The sequence below is a fragment of the Streptomyces sp. LARHCF249 genome (assembly GCF_052871255.1).
In genome coordinates this window covers 573,889-589,085 of record NZ_JBIXJQ010000006.1, presented here as the reverse complement: position 1 = coordinate 589,085, position 15,197 = coordinate 573,889, and the positions used below count along the sequence as shown (strand labels likewise).

General features: G+C 70.3%; 13 protein-coding genes, 2 tRNA genes and 1 pseudogene. 7 read left to right on the top strand and 9 right to left on the bottom strand.

Features of this window, described 5'->3' with window-relative positions; all coding sequences use genetic code 11:
• Nucleotides 1–552: 552 nt before the first annotated feature.
• Complete coding sequence (locus ACIPUC_RS20785; RefSeq protein ID WP_446591111.1) at nucleotides 553–1,407, bottom strand: hypothetical protein; 855 nt, start codon at nucleotides 1,405–1,407, stop codon at nucleotides 553–555.
• Nucleotides 1,408–1,592: 185 nt separating this feature from the next.
• Here ACIPUC_RS20785 and ACIPUC_RS20780 point away from each other — a divergent pair, with 185 nt between their 5' ends.
• Together ACIPUC_RS20780 and ACIPUC_RS20775 are read left to right on the top strand one after the other, a co-directional pair.
• Entirely contained in the window at nucleotides 1,593–2,687 is a 1,095-nt protein-coding gene (locus ACIPUC_RS20780; protein WP_446591109.1) for a Leu/Phe/Val dehydrogenase, read from the top strand.
• Between the two features lie 289 nt (nucleotides 2,688–2,976).
• Entirely contained in the window at nucleotides 2,977–3,237 is a 261-nt protein-coding gene (locus tag ACIPUC_RS20775; protein ID WP_069921195.1) for a DUF3073 domain-containing protein, read from the top strand.
• A gap of 84 nt (nucleotides 3,238–3,321) precedes the next feature.
• Here ACIPUC_RS20775 and purM read toward each other — a convergent pair whose 3' ends face one another.
• The 8 genes from purM to purS form a co-directional block, all read right to left on the bottom strand.
• Nucleotides 3,322–4,392: a phosphoribosylformylglycinamidine cyclo-ligase gene (gene purM / locus ACIPUC_RS20770; RefSeq protein WP_446591107.1), complete on the bottom strand. Its 1,071-nt coding sequence runs from the start codon at nucleotides 4,390–4,392 to the stop codon at nucleotides 3,322–3,324.
• Between the two features lie 105 nt (nucleotides 4,393–4,497).
• Entirely contained in the window at nucleotides 4,498–6,015 is a 1,518-nt protein-coding gene (gene purF, locus ACIPUC_RS20765; protein WP_362389699.1) for an amidophosphoribosyltransferase, read from the bottom strand.
• A 127-nt stretch (nucleotides 6,016–6,142) separates the two neighbouring features.
• Nucleotides 6,143–6,940 (bottom strand): META domain-containing protein, encoded by a 798-nt coding sequence (locus tag ACIPUC_RS20760; RefSeq protein ID WP_446591104.1) that lies wholly within the window; start codon nucleotides 6,938–6,940, stop codon nucleotides 6,143–6,145.
• Between the two features lie 72 nt (nucleotides 6,941–7,012).
• Nucleotides 7,013–7,804 (bottom strand): sterol carrier family protein, encoded by a 792-nt coding sequence (locus ACIPUC_RS20755; protein WP_446591103.1) that lies wholly within the window; start codon nucleotides 7,802–7,804, stop codon nucleotides 7,013–7,015.
• A 10-nt stretch (nucleotides 7,805–7,814) separates the two neighbouring features.
• A complete protein-coding gene (locus tag ACIPUC_RS20750) occupies nucleotides 7,815–9,050 on the bottom strand; it encodes a hypothetical protein (RefSeq protein WP_446591101.1) in 1,236 nt (411 codons plus the stop codon).
• Between the two features lie 108 nt (nucleotides 9,051–9,158).
• Nucleotides 9,159–11,408 carry a phosphoribosylformylglycinamidine synthase subunit PurL gene (purL, locus tag ACIPUC_RS20745; RefSeq protein WP_446591100.1) on the bottom strand — a complete coding sequence of 750 codons (2,250 nt, stop codon included), beginning with the start codon at nucleotides 11,406–11,408 and terminating at the stop codon, nucleotides 9,159–9,161.
• Complete coding sequence (gene purQ / locus ACIPUC_RS20740) at nucleotides 11,405–12,085, bottom strand: phosphoribosylformylglycinamidine synthase subunit PurQ (protein WP_446591098.1); 681 nt, start codon at nucleotides 12,083–12,085, stop codon at nucleotides 11,405–11,407. Before purQ ends, purL begins: the two co-directional genes overlap by 4 nt.
• Before the next feature lie 2 nt (nucleotides 12,086–12,087).
• On the bottom strand, nucleotides 12,088–12,333 hold the full coding sequence (gene purS / locus ACIPUC_RS20735) for a phosphoribosylformylglycinamidine synthase subunit PurS (protein WP_030009438.1): 246 nt from the start codon (nucleotides 12,331–12,333) through the stop codon (nucleotides 12,088–12,090).
• A gap of 326 nt (nucleotides 12,334–12,659) precedes the next feature.
• Here purS and ACIPUC_RS20730 point away from each other — a divergent pair, with 326 nt between their 5' ends.
• The 5 genes and pseudogenes from ACIPUC_RS20730 to ACIPUC_RS20710 all read left to right on the top strand — a co-directional run bounded on the left by ACIPUC_RS20730 (nucleotide 12,660) and on the right by ACIPUC_RS20710 (nucleotide 15,192).
• Nucleotides 12,660–12,977 carry a histone-like nucleoid-structuring protein Lsr2 gene (locus tag ACIPUC_RS20730; RefSeq protein WP_446591096.1) on the top strand — a complete coding sequence of 106 codons (318 nt, stop codon included), beginning with the start codon at nucleotides 12,660–12,662 and terminating at the stop codon, nucleotides 12,975–12,977.
• An 88-nt stretch (nucleotides 12,978–13,065) separates the two neighbouring features.
• Nucleotides 13,066–13,137: transfer RNA gene (locus ACIPUC_RS20725), tRNA-Gly, on the top strand.
• A 79-nt stretch (nucleotides 13,138–13,216) separates the two neighbouring features.
• Nucleotides 13,217–13,292: transfer RNA gene (locus tag ACIPUC_RS20720), tRNA-Gly, on the top strand.
• A gap of 131 nt (nucleotides 13,293–13,423) precedes the next feature.
• Nucleotides 13,424–14,431 (top strand): annotated as a pseudogene (locus ACIPUC_RS20715) (ABC transporter ATP-binding protein).
• Nucleotides 14,428–15,192 (top strand): ABC transporter permease, encoded by a 765-nt coding sequence (locus ACIPUC_RS20710; RefSeq protein WP_446591094.1) that lies wholly within the window; start codon nucleotides 14,428–14,430, stop codon nucleotides 15,190–15,192. The pseudogene ACIPUC_RS20715 and the gene ACIPUC_RS20710 overlap by 4 nt, the downstream one beginning before the upstream one ends.
• The last annotated feature ends 5 nt before the right edge of the window (nucleotides 15,193–15,197 follow it).

Genomic DNA, 15,197 nt, shown 5'->3' with positions numbered 1-15,197 from the left:
GAGAACCGAACCATCTCGGTTCTTTCCTCTAAATTCTGCACCTTGGCCCGCGTTGCCCGAAATGGACATACGCGGGCCGAGTCGGTTATAGGACGAACGGCTTGTCCTCGGCACTACAACTACACCATCCGTCCAGCCCCAAGGGCCAAACCGACGGAATTGCCCTCCGAGGTGTTCATCAGCGGCGGAAGCCGATGGACCGTCCCATAACGGACAGTCACCCCACTGTGACGATCAGTCACAGAGCGATCAGGAGTCGTCAGACCCCCCGTAGAGCGCAATGCCGAGCATTCCGCACTTAGTTGGGCGGAAGGAACCCTCCCCGGACTCCTTGTCCTATTTTGGCACGAGGGTAGGGGAAGGGCGCAAGGGTGTGGTTAGTGCGGTCCGTCACGCTTGGGCCAATGGCCCGTATCGGGACGTAGGTCCTGGTACTACGTCCTTAAAGCCCCGATCAAGCCGCTGATCAGCCACTTATGACCAAAAGACCGATACGCAAGGGTACGTACGGGTGCTCCCCGGCCCGATCCGAGCGCGATCGGCTCCCGGACATCAATTCGCGAACAGTCTCTCCCGGACCGCCCGCCACCGCTCCGCCAGCTCCTCGTACACCTCGGCCGCGCCCTCCGCGTCGCCCGCGCGCAAGGCCGCGATCCCCTCCGCCAGCTCCCGCGCCGAGCGGTCCGCCGCCAGCCGGTCCGCCGGCAGGGCGTGCAGCAGCCCGCCGTAGTCCAGCTCGACCATCGACCGCGGGTGGAACTCCTCCAGCCAGCTCCCGACCTCCACCAGGCCGTCGGCGAGCCCCGCGTACCCCTCGGCCTCCCGCAGGGTCCGCAGGGCGCGCGCCAGGCGCCTCCGCGCCTGGACCATCGGCGTCCGGTAGCGCAGCCGCTCCCCCGGCACGTACTCCCGCTCCTGATCCGCCACCAGCACGAACCAGCGCAGCGGGACCTGCCACACCCCCGTACGGATCCACGGGCGCGCGTCCGGGTTCCGCTCGCGCCAGCGCTCGTACTCCTCGGCGGCCCGTTCGCGCATCAGCGGCGGGAGCGCCGCGTCCAGCACCGGCCGCGGGAACCACTCGACCAGCTCCTGGAGCGCCAGCCAGCCGCGGAGCCGGGTGCGCCACGGACAGACCAGCAGCACCCCGTCCACCTCCGCGGTGAAGGCGTCCGCGCTCTCGTGCGCCGGCACCCCCACCACGGGCACCCGTACCAAGTCGGAGAGGGACCGGCGCAGTTCGTCCTGGGCGGTCGGAGCCGTCCCGCGGCGGGCGTATTCGGCCCAGTGCGCGCGTTCCGGCTCCGGAAAGGCCACGAGGGGTTCGTAGACTCGCAGGTAGGAGGCATACGGGACGGCCGGCGCCGAGCGCGCGGAGGGCAGCAGGGGATCGGGAGATTCGCTCACGCTCTCGTACTCCCCTTTTTGCGGCTCCGCTACCTCCGGCGCTCCAGTGACACGGGAGTGTTCCGATCCTCGGACAGGCGGTCCCCGCGCCTCCCGCAGGTCTTACGCTGCTCCCAGCACGCCCTCCCCCACCCGCAGGGCGGGCGTCTCTTCCGCGCCGCATCTCTTCCATGGGAGTCACCACCGTGACCGAAATGACCGACGGCGTCCTGCACACCCTGTTCCGTACGGAGCAGGGCGGCCACGAGCAAGTCGTGCTGTGCCAGGACCGAGCCACTGGCCTGAAGGCCGTCATCGCGATCCACTCCACCGCCCTGGGCCCCGCCCTCGGCGGCACGCGCTTCCACGCGTACGCCTCGGACGAGGAGGCCGTCCTCGACGCGCTGAACCTCTCGCGCGGCATGTCCTACAAGAACGCCCTCGCCGGTCTCGACCTCGGCGGCGGCAAGGCCGTGATCATCGGCGACCCGGACGTCCTGAAGTCCGAGGAACTGCTGCTGGCCTACGGGCGGTTCGTCGAGTCCCTCGGCGGCCGCTACGTGACCGCCTGCGACGTCGGCACGTACGTGGCGGACATGGACATCGTGGCCCGCGAGACCCGCTGGGCGACCGGCCGCTCCCCCGAGAACGGCGGCGCGGGCGACTCCTCGGTGCTCACCGCCTTCGGTGTCTTCCAGGGCATGCGCGCCAGCGCCCAGCACCTGTGGGGCGACCCGACCCTGCGCGGCCGCAAGGTCGGCGTCGCCGGCGTCGGCAAGGTCGGCCACTACCTGGTCGAGCACCTGCTGGAGGACGGCGCCGAGGTCGTGATCACGGACGTGCGGGAGGAGTCCGTCCAGCGGATCCTCGACAAGCACCCGGGCAAGGTCACCGCGGTCACCGACACGGACGCGCTGATCCGCGTCGAGGGCCTGGACATCTACGCCCCGTGCGCGCTCGGCGGCGCCCTGGACGACGAGACCGTGCCGGCCCTCACCGCCAAGATCGTCTGCGGTGCGGCCAACAACCAGCTCGCCCACCCGGGCATCGAGAAGGACCTGCAGGACCGCGGGATCCTCTACGCCCCGGACTACGTGGTCAACGCCGGCGGCGTGATCCAGGTGGCCGACGAGCTGGTCGGTTTCGACTTCGACCGGTGCAAGGCCAAGGCCACGAAGATCTTCGACACCACCCTGGAAATCTTTGCTCGCGCGAAGATGGACGGCATCCCGCCGGCCGCCGCGGCCGACCGGATCGCCGAGCAGCGGATGGCGGACGCCCGCTCCGCCCGCCAGGTCTGACCCTTCACGGGGCCCCTGGGCGCGCCCGCCGGGGTGCGGGGAGACAGAACTCACTGCACTTCGGCGGGTCGCGGGCCAGGAAAGCGTTAAAATCGCGGTTGACCAGGGAGGACGGGGCGCCTTGTTGGTTCTGCACCAGGGCGCGTCATGCGGGCGGCGTACCGTATGGCCTCGGAAGCAGGTACCGTTAAACCCCTACGGACGGTCTCTCCATGGAGAGCCCGCTCCGAACCATGAACGCGTGTCAGACTCTGGGGCCGTCGAGCCCCGTCACCGAGGGGGTCGAGCCATGGGGCGCGGCCGGGCCAAGGCCAAGCAGACAAAGGTCGCCCGCCAGCTGAAGTACAACAGCGGCGGGACTGACCTCTCGCGTCTGGCCAATGAGCTGGGCGCATCGCCGACAGAGCCGCTGCAGATCAGCGAGCCGGTCGAAGTCGATGACGATCTGGACGACGACGACCCGTACGCCAAGTACGCGGATCTCTACAACAGCGATGACGACGATGAGGACGAAGAGTCCGGTCCGTCGGCACAGCGTCGCGGCGCTTGACGCTTTCTCGAGAGCGTCTGCACAACAGGTTCAAAGACTGAAACCCGGTCCAGGGCATCGCCCCGGGCCGGGTTTCAGTGCTGCTCAGCTCGCGTAGGAACCGGTCAGGGTCGACCCCTCGGCGTGGTCGCCGCGCTCGACGATCTCACCGGCGACCCAGGAGTCGACGCCCCGGTCGGCCAGCGCCGTCAGGGCCACGTCCACCGACTCGGCGGGCACGACCGCCATCATGCCGACGCCCATGTTCAGCGTCTTCTCCAGTTCCAGCTGCTCGACCTGACCGGCCTTGCCGACCAGGTCGAAGACCGCGCCGGGAGCCCAGGTCGAACGGTCGACCGCGGCGTGCAGGTGGTCCGGGATGACCCGGGCCAGGTTCGCCGCCAGGCCGCCGCCGGTGATGTGCGAGAAGGCGTGCACCTCGGCCGTCCGGGTGAGGGCCAGGCAGTCCAGCGAGTAGATCTTGGTGGGCTCCAGGAGCTCCTCGCCGAGGGTGCGGCCGAACTCCGCGATCTCCTGCTCCAGGGACATCCCGGCCCGGTCGAAGAGGACGTGGCGGACCAGCGAGTACCCGTTCGAGTGAAGGCCGGACGAAGCCATCGCGATGACGGCGTCACCCTTACGGATGCGATCCGCGCCGAGCAGCCGGTCGTACTCGACCACGCCGGTGCCGGCGCCCGCCACGTCGAAGTCGTCCGGGCCCAGCAGGCCCGGGTGTTCGGCGGTCTCGCCGCCGACCAGGGCGCAGCCGGCGAGGACGCAGCCCTCGGCGATGCCCTTGACGATGGCCGCGACCCGCTCGGGGTGGACCTTGCCGACGCAGATGTAGTCGGTCATGAAGAGCGGCTCGGCGCCGCAGACGACGATGTCGTCCATCACCATCGCCACGAGGTCGTGGCCGATGGTGTCGTACACGCCGAGCTGGCGGGCGATGTCGACCTTGGTGCCGACCCCGTCGGTGGCGGAGGCGAGCAGCGGACGCTCGTAGCGCTTGAGGGCGGAGGCGTCGAAGAGGCCGGCGAAACCGCCGAGGCCGCCGAGGACCTCGGGGCGCTGCGTCTTCTTCACCCACTCCTTCATCAGCTCGACGGCGCGGTCTCCCGCTTCGATGTCCACACCCGCGGCTGCGTAGCTGGCACCGGTGGTCTTCTCTGTCATGACAGGGAGAGCTTTCGTGTCGTTACTGCTGGGGGTGCCGGGCCCTTGAACCGCCTGAATGTTCTCTGGCGTGAAAAGGCAGGGCCCGGCGCAGGTGGAGCGGGGTTACGGGCGACGCAGCGCGTCGGCGGCGTCCGTGCCGCCTGCGAGCTCGGTCTCCAGGAGCTGCTTGCCCAGGAGCTGCGGGTCGGGCAGCTCCATCGGGTACTCGCCGTCGAAGCAGGCGCGGCAGAGGTTGGGCTTCTGGATGGTCGTCGCCTCGATCATCGCGTCGAGCGAGATGTACGAGAGCGAGTCCGCACCGAGCGACGTGGCGATCTCGTCGACCGTCATGCCGTTGGCGATCAGCTCGGCCCGGGTGGCGAAGTCGATGCCGAAGAAGCACGGCCACTTCACCGGCGGCGAGGAGATCCGGATGTGGACCTCCGCCGCGCCGGCCTCGCGGAGCATCTTGACCAGGGCGCGCTGGGTGTTGCCGCGGACGATCGAGTCGTCGACGACCACCAGGCGCTTGCCCCGGATGACTTCCTTGAGGGGGTTGAGCTTCAGGCGGATGCCGAGCTGGCGGATCGTCTGCGAGGGCTGGATGAAGGTCCTGCCGACGTAGGCGTTCTTGACCAGGCCGGAGCCGTACGGAATCCCGCTGGCCTCGGCGTAGCCGACGGCGGCGGGCGTACCCGACTCCGGCGTCGCTATGACCAGGTCGGCGTCGACCGGGGCTTCCTTGGCCAGGCGCCGGCCCATCTCGACACGCGAGAGGTAGACGTTCCGGCCGGCGATGTCGGTGTCCGGGCGCGCCAGGTAGACGTACTCGAAGACACAGCCCTTGGGCTTCGCTTCCGCGAATCGGGAGGTGCGCAGGCCGTTCTCGTCGATCGCGATGAGCTCGCCCGGCTCGACCTCGCGGACGAAGCTGGCGCCGCAGATGTCGAGGGCGGCGGTCTCGCTCGCGACCACCCAGCCGCGCTCCAGGCGGCCGAGGACCAGCGGGCGGATGCCCTGCGGGTCACGGGCGGTGTAGAGGGTTCCCTCGTCCATGAACACCAGCGAGAAGGCACCCTTGACCTGCGGGAGGACCTTGGCGGCCGACTCCTCGATGGTCAGGGGCTTGCCCTCGTCGTCGGTCTGGCCGGCGAGCAGGGCGGTCACCAGGTCGGTGTCGTTGGTGGCGGCCACCTGGGTGGCACGGCCGTCCTGACGGGGGAGGTCGGCGACCATCTCGGCAAGCTCGGCGGTGTTCACCAGGTTGCCGTTGTGACCCAGGGCAATGGAGCCGTGGGCGGTCGCGCGGAAGGTGGGCTGCGCGTTCTCCCAGACGGAGGCTCCGGTGGTCGAGTAGCGGGCGTGACCGACCGCGATATGACCTTGGAGCGAGCCGAGAGAGGTTTCGTCGAAGACTTGGGAAACGAGGCCCATGTCCTTGAAGACGAGGATCTGGGAACCGTTGCTCACAGCGATTCCCGCGGACTCTTGTCCGCGGTGCTGCAGTGCATACAGTCCGAAGTAGGTGAGCTTGGCGACCTCTTCACCCGGAGCCCAGACACCGAAGACGCCGCAAGCGTCCTGGGGGCCCTTTTCTCCGGGGAGCAGGTCGTGGTTGAGTCGTCCATCACCACGAGGCACACCTTGAGTGTAGGCGAGGTCGACCACTGGTCCGAATTCGGGACGCCCGGGAAATGTCACAGCACAGAGGGTGACGGTACCGCCGCGTCTTGCTATCCGATTTCTTTGTCGGCAGCCGTATGGGCATTCACTCGGCCGCCGTGGCGCCCTTGGCCGTGAGGCCCTTCCCGTCGGGGGCGGTGAGGGTCAGGTTCTGGCCCTGCGTCTTCCAGGTGAGCGCCCCGCTGCCGAACAGTGCGGTCAGGGTCCGCTCCACCTCACCGGCCGGGCCCTCGCAGGCCATCCGGGTCGTGGTGAGCGGTCCGAAGGTGACCGAGGAGCCCTCCACGGCGGCCTTGGCGCTGAACCGGTTGCAGCCGAGGCTGCCGCTCGCCGCGCCGTCGGCGGTGAGGGTGAACCGGGCCTTTCCGGCCGCCTCTGCGGGGACGGAGGACACGGTCGCGCCGTCGACCAGCGCGTCCACGGTCCACTCGGTCGCGGCGAGCGGGGCGTCCGGGGCCGGGGGCTCGGAGGTCAGGGCGATGGTGCTCCCGTCGGCGGCCTTCAGGGTGAGCCGGTCGGGGCCGCGGTCGATGGTGAGCCGGCCCTTGAAGACCTGGGCGAACGCGGTCTCGAACTCCAGGTTCTCGCAGGCGATGGCGGTCGACATGCCGGGGGTCACGGTCAGGGCGGACGAGCCTTCGAAGGCGACCTCTGCCCTGAAGCCGTTGCAGCCGTAGTTGCCCGTGGCCTTGTCCTGCTCGAGGTCGACGCGCGCGACCGCGGGCGCGTGCAGGGTGCGGCCGCCGGTGGTGAGGGACTCGACGGCCCAGGAGCCGACGGGGTCGGGGAGCGGGGCGCTGCTCCCGCCGTCCCCGGACCGGGCGCACGCGGCGAGCACGAGGAGGAGGGCCAGGCCGGTCGGAAGGTGCCTGAGGGTACGCATGCCGATGGGACGGAGCAGGCGCCCGGGCGGTTCCGCCGGCGCCGTGGCCGGGAGGGTCTGTCCGCCGCGGCACTACCTCATGAGGGGGAGCAGCGCGGACAGGTCGGCCCGTTCGCCGCTGGCCCTGACCAGCGCTTCATCGAGGGCCGCGGCCCAGTCCGTACGGCCCGTCGCGAGCCGGATCCAGGTCAGCGGGTCGGTCTCGACCACGTTCGGCGGAGTGCCGCGGGTGTGGCGGGGGCCCTCGATGCACTGGACCACGGCGAAGGGCGGGATCCGTACCTCGACCGAGCCGCCCGGCGCCTTGAGTGCGAGGGCGTCGGCGAGCAGCCGGGTGCAGGCGGCCAGGGCCTGGCGCTCGATGGGGATGTCCGCTGCGGCGGCCCGGTTCAGGTCGTCGGTGTGGACCACCAGCTCCACGGTCCTGGTGACCATGAAGTCGGCGAGGGTCATGTCGCCGATCCACAGGTTCAGCACGCGCGCGCCGGAGTTGGCCTCCAGCGCCCCGGCCATGTCGGCGGCCGCCCGCTCGTACAGCTCGGCGAGCGGGCCCCCGGCGAGGGTCTCGTGGGCGGCCTCGGAGATCTTCCCGGCGAGGGAGGCGGTGGCGAAGGGCCACTCGACGGCGGTCAGCTCGGCGAGGGCGGCGGGCGGCCGCGCGAGGCCGGCGGCCAGGGAGTCCGCGATCCACGCGATGTGAGCGGCGAGGTCGGCCACGGTCCACTTCCCGAGCCCGGTCGGCCGCGCCAGCTGCTCGGGGCTCAACTCGCCGACGGCCCGCGCGACATGCCCGAACTGCGCGGTGACCGCGGCGCGGATCTTGGCGGGGTCGTAGGCGCGCGGCTTCTTCTTGGCGGGCGGCATGGTCCCGACCCTACTCGGGCGGGGGCAGCACGAGCCCGGTGCATCCGCGCCGCGCCGCCGTCTCGGTGGCGTACGTCTTGAACAGCTCGGCCAGGCGGGCCTTCAGCAGGATGCCGTACTCGAGCTCGGCCTTCATCGTGAACGCCGCCGGGCGGCCCTGGCAGGTGGCCGACCCGAAGAGGACGTTGCCGCCCACCCGCCCGGCCTTGCGCCCGACGACCGAGATCGTGTGGGAGGGCCGGCCGACGTACGTGCCTTCTGCCTCGTTCCCGAAGTAGCTCTGGGTCCGGATCCACTCGGGGCGCTCGCCCAGCGCGGGGGCTTTCGCGCGCTCCTGCTCGGTCATCTCACCGAGGAGCCGCTTCGACTCCGCGGAACTCACCGCCAGCGTGCAGGACTCACCACGGGTGTGCGGGGCGAGTGGGGCGCCCACGGCGCGGTCCGGGAGCCTGCCCCGGTCCGCTCCCTTCAAGAAGTCCGCGTACCAGCCGCACGTGCCCTGCGCGGATCCGGCCGGCCCCAGGTCGAGCGGGGCTGCGGGCAGTTCCGCCGGCAGCTCGGGGAGGTCCGGCTCGCAGCCTCGCCGGGCAGCGGCCTTCAGCGCGCCATCCCGCGCGATCCGGGCGAGGAGCCGGCGATCGGCGCCGCTCACGTCGTCGAAGCCGGCCGACGCGGAGACCAGGAGGGAGGAAGCGCCGCACGGGGCGGTGACGGTGACGACCTGGCGCCCGTAGTCGCCCAGTGAGCCGTCACCCAGCGGCTGCCTGCTGGGGCGGTCGAGCCGGGTGGTGTCCTCGGCCTCGGAGCGCCTGCCGCGTTCGAAGGGGGCGTCCGAGTCCCCGATCAGGTGGAAGGGGTACGCGTGGGGGAGTTCGCGCAGGTTCAGGGCGAAGTACTCCTCGTCCTGCGTCTCTCCGTCCCGTTCCCGAGGGGTGTCGAGGGAGCAGAAGTGCGTGATCCCCACTCCCTGCGCGCTGCCGCTGGGCCGCAAGCCCCGGAGCCCCACGGCGTCGACCCCGCCGTTCAGCCGCATGACCGTGCGCGGATCGGCGAGGCCGGCACACGCCTTGTCGATCAGCTTGCGGTCCTGCCAGGCGTCGTACTCGCCCTTCAGGACCCACCCGCTGACCGCGATGCCCGTCAAGGCCAGGGTCAGCACCAGCAGGTTGATCCGATTGCGCAGGCGTCCCCGGTCCGGCAGGAGACGCTGAGATGCCGCTCCCGGCTCGGGCGGTTCGAGAACCATGCCTGTTCCCCCTCGCGCATGCGACGGCCCCGACCGTACCAATCACCGCCCGCAACGCCGAGGCCCCGCCCAGGGGGTGGGCGGGGCCTCGTACAGCCGATGGCGGGATCAGGCCAGCAGGGCCGGGATCGTCGCCTCGTGCGCCTCGCGGAGTTCGGCCAGCGGGAGGGTGAACTCGCCCTGGATCTCGATCTCCTCGCCGTCCACCACGCCGATGCGGGCGACCGGCAGGCCGCGCGCTCCGCACATGTCGGTGAAGCGGAGCTCCTCGCTGCGCGGGACGGACACGATGGCCCGGCCCGCCGACTCGGAGAACAGGAAGGTGAAGGCGTCCAGGCCCTCCGGGACCACGATCCGCGCGCCGTTGCCGCCGCGCAGGCAGGACTCGGTGAGCGCCTGGATCACGCCGCCGTCGGACAGGTCGTGCGCGGCGTCGATCATGCCGTCGCGCGAGGCGGAGATCAGGATCTCGCCGAGCAGCTTCTCGCGGCCCAGGTCCACCTTGGGCGGCATGCCGCCGAGGTGGTCGTGGACGACCTGCGACCAGGCCGAGCCGCCGAACTCCTCGGCCGTGTCGCCCAGCAGGTACAGCAGCTGGCCGGCCTCCGAGAACGCCATCGGCGTACGGCGGTTGACGTCGTCGATCACGCCGAGGACCGCCACGACCGGGGTCGGGTGGATGGCGATGTCGCCCGTCTGGTTGTAGAGGGAGACGTTGCCGCCGGTCACCGGGGTGCCCAGCTCCAGACAGCCGTCGGCCAGACCGCGGCAGGCCTCCGCGAACTGCCACATGACGTCCGGGTCCTCGGGGGAGCCGAAGTTCAGGCAGTCGGAGATCGCGAGCGGCTTGGCGCCGGTCGCGGCCACGTTGCGGTAGGACTCGGCCAGCGCCAGCTGCGCGCCCGTGTACGGGTCGAGCTTGGCGAAGCGGCCGTTGCCGTCGGTGGCCATGGCCACGCCGAGGTTGGACTCCTCGTCGATGCGGACCATGCCCGCGTCCTCGGGCTGCGAGAGCACCGTGTTGCCCTGGACGAAGCGGTCGTACTGGTCGGTGACCCACGACTTCGAGGCCTGGTTCGGGGAGGAGACCAGGGCCAGGACCTGTGCGCGCAGTTCGGCCGAAGTGGCCGGGCGCGGCAGCTTGTTCGCGTCGTCCGCCTGCAGCGCGTCCTGCCACTCGGGGCGGGCGTACGGGCGGTGGTACGTCGGGCCCTCGTGGGCGACGGTGCCCGGGGGCACGTCCACGATGAGCTCGCCGTGCCAGAAGATCTCCAGGTGGTCGCCGTCGGTCACCTCACCGATGACGGTGGCGATGACGTCCCACTTCTCGCAGATCTCCATGAAGCGCTCGACGTGCTGCGGCTCGACGATCGCGCACATGCGCTCCTGCGACTCGCTCATGAGGATTTCCTCGGGCGAGAGCGTCGCATCGCGCAGCGGGACGGTGTCCAGCTCGACGCGCATGCCGCCGGTACCGGCGGAGGCGAGCTCGGAGGTCGCGCAGGAGAGCCCGGCGCCACCGAGGTCCTGGATGCCCGCGACCAGCTTCTCCTTGAAGATCTCCAGGGTGCACTCGATGAGGAGCTTCTCCTGGAAGGGGTCGCCGACCTGGACCGCCGGGCGCTTCGTCGGCTTGGTGTCGTCGAAGGTCTCCGAGGCCAGCACGGACACGCCGCCGATGCCGTCGCCGCCCGTGCGGGCGCCGTAGAGGATGACCTTGTTGCCGGGGCCGGAGGCCTTGGCGAGGTGGATGTCCTCGTGCTTCATCACGCCGATGCAGCCGGCGTTGACCAGCGGGTTGCCCTGGTAGCAGGCGTCGAAGACGACCTCGCCGCCGATGTTGGGCAGGCCCAGGCAGTTGCCGTAGCCGCCGATGCCCGCGACCACGCCCGGCAGGACGCGCTTGGTGTCGGGGTGGTCGGCCGCGCCGAAGCGCAGCGGGTCCACGACGGCGATCGGGCGGGCGCCCATGGCGAGGATGTCGCGGACGATGCCGCCGATGCCGGTGGCCGCGCCCTGGTAGGGCTCGATGTACGACGGGTGGTTGTGCGACTCGACCTTGAAGGTGACCGCGTACCCCTGGCCGACGTCGACGACGCCGGCGTTCTCGCCGATGCCGACGAGCATGGCGTCGTTCTTGGGGGCCTTCGCGCCGAACTGGGCGAGGTGGACCTTGCTGCTCTTGTACGAGCAGTGCTCGGACCACATGACCGAGTACATGGCGAGCTCGGCGCCCGTGGGGCGTCGGCCGAGGATCTCCCGGATGCGGGCGTACTCGTCCTCCTTGAGGCCGAGCTCCTTCCAGGGCTGGGCCGCGTCCGGGGTCCCGGAGGCGTTCTTGACCGTGTCGAGGCTCATGCGTTGACCAGCTTCTTGAGGACCGACGTGAAGAACGGGAGGCCGTCGGTGCGGCCCGTCCCGATCAGCGGCTCCACCGCGTGCTCCGGGTGCGGCATGAGGCCGACGACGTTGCCCGCGGCGTTGGTGATGCCGGCGATGTCGCGCAGCGAGCCGTTCGGGTTGACGTCCACGTAGCGGAAGGCCACTCGGCCCTCGGCCTCCAGTTCGTCGAGCACGCGCTCGTCGGCGGTGTAGCGGCCGTCCATGTTCTTGAGCGGTACGGAGATCTCCTGGCCGGCGGTGTAGTCGCCGGTCCACGTGGTCTCCGCGTTCTCCACCCGCAGCTTCTGGTCGCGGCAGATGAAGTGCAGGTGGTTGTTGCGGAGCATCGCCCCCGGCAGCAGGTGGGCCTCGGTGAGGACCTGGAAGCCGTTGCAGATGCCGAGGACGGGCATGCCGCCCTTGGCCTGCTCGATGATGGTGTCCATCACCGGCGAGAACCGGGAGATGGCTCCGGCGCGCAGGTAGTCCCCGTAGGAGAAGCCGCCCGCGAGGACGACCGCGTCGACCTGGTGCAGGTCCTTGTCGCGGTGCCAGAGCGAAACCGGCTCGGCCCCCGCGAGGCGGATGGCGCGCAGTGAGTCACGGTCGTCGAGCGTTCCGGGGAACGTGACGACTCCGATGCGAGTGGTCACCGTCAGGCCTCGACCTTCACGGTGAAGTCTTCGATGACGGTGTTGGCGAGGAAGGTTTCGGCCATCTTGTGGATGCGGTCGAGGGCGGCCTGGTCGACCGGCCCCTCCACCTCGAGCTCGAAACGCTTCCCCTGGCGGACGTCCGCGATCCCCTCGAAGCCCAGGCGCGGCAGTGCACGCTGCACCGCCTGGCCCTGGGGGTCGAGGATCTCCGGCTTGAGCATGACGTCGACTACGACGCGTGCCATCGGGCACTCCCGTGTGTGGTTGGTGCGAAGGCGGTTCCCTCAGCGTACCCGGCCGAAATTTCTACGCGGGTAGATATCTCGGCGCCGTGATCACCGAACCGTTTCGCCTTCACCAACGCTTCGCAAAATCCGTCGGAAAACCACGTGCCCGGCATTGCGGCGGGACACGCGGAGAGAATTAACTGGGCTTCGCAATGCAATGGGAATCGGGGTACAAAGGAATCACCCGGGATTCCGGTTGAATGATGCATTGCCCCGAAACATCCACACAGTCGGCATCGCCCCACGTCAGCCGGTGGCGGCGTCGCACGAAGGGACCGATATCCGTGGCGCAGCGCGTAGTAGTCACGCTCTCCGACGACATCGATGGCGGAGAAGCGGCGGAAACGGTCGTGTTCGCTCTGGACGGAAAGTCGTACGAGATCGACCTCAATGCGGCCAACGCAAAGAAACTGCGGAAGGACCTCGAGCCCTTCGTGGCCGCCGGACGCCGCCAGTCGCGTTCGGGGAAGACCTTCAAGCACACGTCCATCGCGCCCGATCCGGCGGTCGTCCGGGCCTGGGCCCGGTCCAACCAGTACGAGGTGCCGCCCCGCGGCCGCATCCCCAAGAAGATCTACGAGGCCTACAACGCGGCCCACTGAGGGCCGATTTGCCATCCACCCCCCTGCTTCGGCTAATGTGTGGATCACGCCGAGGGGCCAGACCGCAGGTCAGGGCCTCGAAGGTCGTGCGGGTGTAGTTCAGTAGCAGAACATCCTCCTTCCAGGAGGAAGGCGCAGTGTGCGATCCCTGTCACCCGCTCTGCATCGGTTTGCCGACCACCACCGTGGATCAGGTAGAGTGATGTACGCATTGCTCGCGCAGTGCACGCAGTAAACCTGCGGACGTAGCTCAGTTGGTAGAGCACCACCTTGCCAAGGTGGATGTCGCGCGTTCGAGTCGCGTCGTCCGCTCCATAGGGAGAAGGCCCCGGTCATTACGACCGGGGCCTTCTTCGTGTTCCGCTTATCCAGAGCCTGACAAATGTCATCGCGGATCATGACAGCGCGCACTGCCCCGGCCGTCCGGGCGCCGCGAGGCTGGAGTCATGACTGACACCGTGATCGACGTCGCAGGGCTGCGCCGCGGCTACGTCGGCGGCTTCGAAGCCGTACGGGGCGTCTCCTTCTCCGTGGCCCGCGGCGAGATATTCGCCCTCCTCGGGCGACCGAAGGGAGATGGGGGTCCCCCCGGACGGAGTCTGGGGGAGGGGCCGGCAAGACCTCCACCGTCGAGCTGCTGGAGGGGCTGGCCGCGCCGAGCGGCGGGCAGGTCCGCGTCTTCGGGCTCGACCCGTACGCGCGGCGGGCCGAGGTCCGCCCGCGCACCGGGGTCATGCTCCAGGAGGGCGGTTTCCCCTCGGACCTCTCGGTCGCCGAGACCGTACGGATGTGGGGCGGGGGTCACCACGGGCGCCCGGCCCGCGGCGGAGGTGCTGGAGCTGGTGGGCCTGGGCGCGCGTGCCTCCGTACGGGTCAAGCAGCTGTCCGGCGGTGAACGGCGGCGCCTCGACCTGGCGCTGGCCCTGGTGGGGCGGCCCGAGGTGCTGTTCCTGGACGAGCCGACCACCGGCATGGATCCCGAAGGGCGCCGGGACACCTGGGCGCTGGTACGGGAGCTGCGGGACCGGGGAACCACGGTGGTGCTCACCACGCACTACCTGGAGGAGGCCGAGGAGCTCGCCGACCGGCTGGCGATCCTGCACGAGGGGGAGATCGTGCTGTCCGGCACCCCGGCCGAGGTGACCGCCACCCGGCCCGCCCGGATCCGCTGCACGCTGCCGGACGGGGTGCCCGCGGCCCGGCTCCCGCTGTCGCTGCACGCGGCGGCCTACGGGCAGCGCGTGGAGATCCGTACCCGGCGGCTCCAGGAGTCGCTTACCGAACTGCTGCGCTGGGCCCATGACTCCGGGGTGGAGCTGGACCGGCTCGAGGCCCGGTCCGGCTCCCTGGAGGAGGCGTTCCTGGAGATCGCGCAGGGCCGCCGCACCGACGACCCGACCGACACGGCAGAGCCGGTCGACCCGGCCCGCGCACCGGCAGGAGCCGCCCGATGAACACGCCCACCCTGAACCCCGGCCGACTCACCGCACTCGGCCGCAGCGAGCTCACCCTGCTCGTGCGCAACCGGGCTGCCCTGAGCGTGGCCCTGCTGATGCCGCTCCTGATGGTGTTCGTGCTGCGCTCCACCCTGGGCGGGGCGCAGGGCGCGCAAGCCGTCGCCGAGGCCACGCTGACCGGCGGGATCGGCATGGTGCTGCTGCTCGTCGTGTACATGAACCTGGTCTCCTCGTACGTGGCCCGGCGCGAGGAGCTCGTACTCAAGCGGCTGCGCACCGGCGAGGCGAGCGACCTGGAGATCCTGGCCGGGACCGCGCTGCCGTCCGCCGCCCTCGCGGTCGGCCAGATCGCCGTCCTCGCGGTCGCCGGGGCCGCCGCCCTGGACGTGCCGATGCCGCGCAACCCGCTGCTGCTCGTCTCGGCGGTCCTCGCCGGGATCGTGCTGCTGGCCGGGATGTCCGCACTGACCAGCACCGTCACCCGCACCGTGGAGAGCGCGGGCCTCACCACGCTGCCGCTGTTCCTGCTGACCGCGCTCGGCTCGGGGCTCTTCGTACCGCTGGACACACTGCCGGAGTTGGCGGCCTCGGTGTGCGAACTGCTGCCGCTCAGCGGCGTGATGACCCTGGTGCGGGCCGGCTGGAGCGGTGGCGCGCAGGTCCACGACCTGCCGGGGGCGGCGCTCACCACGCTGGCCTGGGTCATGATCACCGTGTTTGCTGTGCAGAAGTGGTTCCGCTGGGAACCGCGCCGCTAGAGAGC

Excerpts from the sequence above, each read along its gene's own strand:
- ACIPUC_RS20775 (WP_069921195.1), top strand. The coding sequence starts at position 2,977 with ATGGGGCGCGGCCGGGCCAAGGCCAAGCAGACAAAGGTCGCCCGCCAG.
- purM (WP_446591107.1), bottom strand. The coding sequence starts at position 4,392 with ATGACAGAGAAGACCACCGGTGCCAGCTACGCAGCCGCGGGTGTGGAC.
- ACIPUC_RS20760 (WP_446591104.1), bottom strand. The coding sequence starts at position 6,940 with ATGCGTACCCTCAGGCACCTTCCGACCGGCCTGGCCCTCCTCCTCGTG.
- ACIPUC_RS20755 (WP_446591103.1), bottom strand. The coding sequence starts at position 7,804 with ATGCCGCCCGCCAAGAAGAAGCCGCGCGCCTACGACCCCGCCAAGATC.
- ACIPUC_RS20750 (WP_446591101.1), bottom strand. The coding sequence starts at position 9,050 with ATGGTTCTCGAACCGCCCGAGCCGGGAGCGGCATCTCAGCGTCTCCTG.
- purL (WP_446591100.1), bottom strand. The coding sequence starts at position 11,408 with ATGAGCCTCGACACGGTCAAGAACGCCTCCGGGACCCCGGACGCGGCC.
- purS (WP_030009438.1), bottom strand. The coding sequence starts at position 12,333 with ATGGCACGCGTCGTAGTCGACGTCATGCTCAAGCCGGAGATCCTCGAC.
- ACIPUC_RS20710 (WP_446591094.1), top strand. The coding sequence starts at position 14,428 with ATGAACACGCCCACCCTGAACCCCGGCCGACTCACCGCACTCGGCCGC.